Below are 2,378 nucleotides of genomic sequence, written 5' to 3' on the forward strand. Positions count from 1 at the left end.
CCTCAAGTCCCCGAACTCCCGAGCCCCCGAGCCCCCGAGCCTCAGATCTCGATGCACGTACGCAGCGCCGTGCCCGTCCTCATCTGGTCCAGCGCCTCGTTGATGTCGGCCAGCGGCACCCGGTGGGTGATCAGGCCCGACAGGTCGATACGCCCGGCGCGCCACAGCGCGATCGTGCGCTCGTACGACCGCAAAACGTCCCCACCGCCGTACATCGAGGGCAGGATGCGCTTCTCGTCGAAGAACAGCTCGAACATGTTGAGCTGGAGGAAGTCGTCCATGGCGCCCGCGCCGACGATGACGAGCGTGCCGCCGCGCCGCGTGTTCTCGTACGCCGTGCGGGCCGTGGCCGACTTGCCGACGACCTCGAAGACGTAGTCGAAGCCCTCGCCGCCCGTGACCGACTGCTTGGCGTCGGCCAGTTCCTCCGGCGCCACCGCCTTCGTGGCGCCGAACTTGAGCGCGGACTCGCGTCGTGAGGCGACCGGGTCCACGGCGACGATCTCGGCGGCGCCCTTGAGTCGTGCCCCCTGGATCGCGGAGATGCCGACACCGCCGCAGCCGACCACGGCGACCGACGAACCGGCCTCCACGTTCGCCGTGTTGAGCGCGGCCCCGAGCCCGGTGGTGACACCGCAGCCGATGAGGGCGGCGATGTCGAAGGGCACGTCGTCGGGGATGGGCACCGCGCAGCCCGCGTCCACGACGACCTCCTCGGCGAAGGTGCCGGTGCCCGCGAAGCCGAACACGTCTGAGTCCGGGCGCTTGAAGTTGGGCGTGCCCGCGTTCAGGAAGCCGGCGAGACAGAGCTGCGTCTGGCCGCGTTTGCAGGCGGGGCACACACCGCAGGCCGGGAGCCAGCAGACCACGACCCGGTCGCCGGCCTTCAGGTGGCCGACGCCCTCACCGACTTCGAGGATCTCGCCCGCCCCCTCGTGGCCGGGTATGAAGGGCGCGGGCTGCGGCAGGACCCCGGCCATGGCGGACAGGTCGGAGTGACACAGCCCCGTGGCCCGTACCCGGATCCTGACCTTGCCGGGCCCGAAGCCCACCGCCTCGACGCCGTCGAGGACGTCGAGCTTGTCCTGGCCGATCTCGTGCAGTACGGCTGCGCGCATGGTGCGGCTCCCCTCAGAAGTACTGAAGTGCTGGTCGTACCGGAGTACTGGTCGTACCGACGTGCCGGTGGCGTACCGACGTGCCGGTGGCGAACCGACGTGCCGGGCTGCTCAGGAGTGTTCGACGAGGGTGTCGGCCAGCACCGGGGCGTCCTCCCGCTCGACGGCCGTCACCGAGACCCGGACGGTGGCGTCGCCCTGCCGCCACATCCGGATGCGCAGGGTCTCGCCCGGGAAGACGACCCCGGCGAAGCGTGTGCCGTACGCCCGGACCCGGCCCACGTCGCCGCCGAGCAGCGTGTCGACGACCGCCTTCAGCGTGATCCCGTACGTGCACAGCCCGTGCAGGATCGGCCGGTCGAACCCGGCGCGCTTGGCGAACTCGGGGTCGGCGTGCAAAGGGTTCCAGTCGCCGGAGAGCCGGTAGAGGAGCGCCTGGTCCTCGCGGACCGTGCGCTCCACGGTCCTGTCCGGCTCTCCGGACGGGGGGTCGAGGCGGGTGGACGGACCCCGGTCGCCGCCCCAGCCGCCTTCGCCGCGTACGAAGATCTGGGCGTCGTTCGTCCACAACGGGCCCTCGGCGTCGGCGACTTCGGTGCGCAGGACCAGGATCGCCGCCTTGCCCTTGTCGTACACGGCGGCGACGCGCGCGGTGGCGGTCGCCGTGCCCTCGGTGGGGATCGGGCGGTGCAGGGCGAGGCTCTGGCCGCCGTGCAGCACACGCGCCAGGTCGACGTCGACGCCGGGCATCGACAGTCCGCTGATCACACCCGGCGAGCCCGCGCCCGCGACGGTGGCGAAGCTGGGCAGGACGTGCAGCCGGGACTCCAGGGTGTAACGCAGCTCGTCGGGGTCGGTCGCGGGGCTGCGCCTGTCAGGATTCGCGCCGGCGCCCACACCGAGGTGGTAGAGCTGGACGTCCTTCGGAGTCCAGGAGATCTCCGCGGACCGGGGCTCGGCCGCGAGGGCCTTGGCTGCGTCGATGGGCATGGGGCTCCTGACTCACGACGACGAAGACCTCGATGCGGCCGTCCGCACCGTCGGCCGCACCGAGGTCGTCACGGGGGCCGGGTCGCGGAACCCGCTCACTTTAGAACGCGTTCCAGTCCGGCGACCCCTGTATAACCCAGCCGCCTGTACTTGTGAATACTCCTGACGGTACGTCAGAACGGAAGCCCGACCGCAAGCCCTACCGCAAGCCTGACCGCGCTCCGCCGCAAGCCCGACCGCGCCCAGCCGCAAGCCCGCCCGCGACCCCAC

2 protein-coding genes are annotated in these 2,378 nt (G+C 71.4%); both read right to left on the reverse strand.

Annotated features, from left to right (window positions below; all coding sequences use genetic code 11):
* Window positions 1–41: 41 nt before the first annotated feature.
* Window positions 42–1,118, reverse strand: coding sequence for a Zn-dependent alcohol dehydrogenase (locus FNH04_RS44900; protein ID WP_152791984.1), 1,077 nt, complete (start codon window positions 1,116–1,118; stop codon window positions 42–44).
* Window positions 1,119–1,229: 111 nt separating this feature from the next.
* A complete protein-coding gene (locus tag FNH04_RS44905) occupies window positions 1,230–2,108 on the reverse strand; it encodes a MaoC/PaaZ C-terminal domain-containing protein (protein ID WP_152791985.1) in 879 nt (292 codons plus the stop codon).
* Window positions 2,109–2,378 lie beyond the last annotated feature (270 nt).

Source organism: Streptomyces phyllanthi (genome assembly GCF_009377205.1).
GTDB classification, from domain to species: Bacteria; Actinomycetota; Actinomycetes; order Streptomycetales; family Streptomycetaceae; genus Streptomyces; species Streptomyces phyllanthi.

Coding starts and splice junctions, on each gene's coding strand:
- FNH04_RS44900 (WP_152791984.1), bottom strand. CDS start 1,118: ATGCGCGCAGCCGTACTGCACGAGATCGGCCAGGACAAGCTCGACGTC.
- FNH04_RS44905 (WP_152791985.1), bottom strand. CDS start 2,108: ATGCCCATCGACGCAGCCAAGGCCCTCGCGGCCGAGCCCCGGTCCGCG.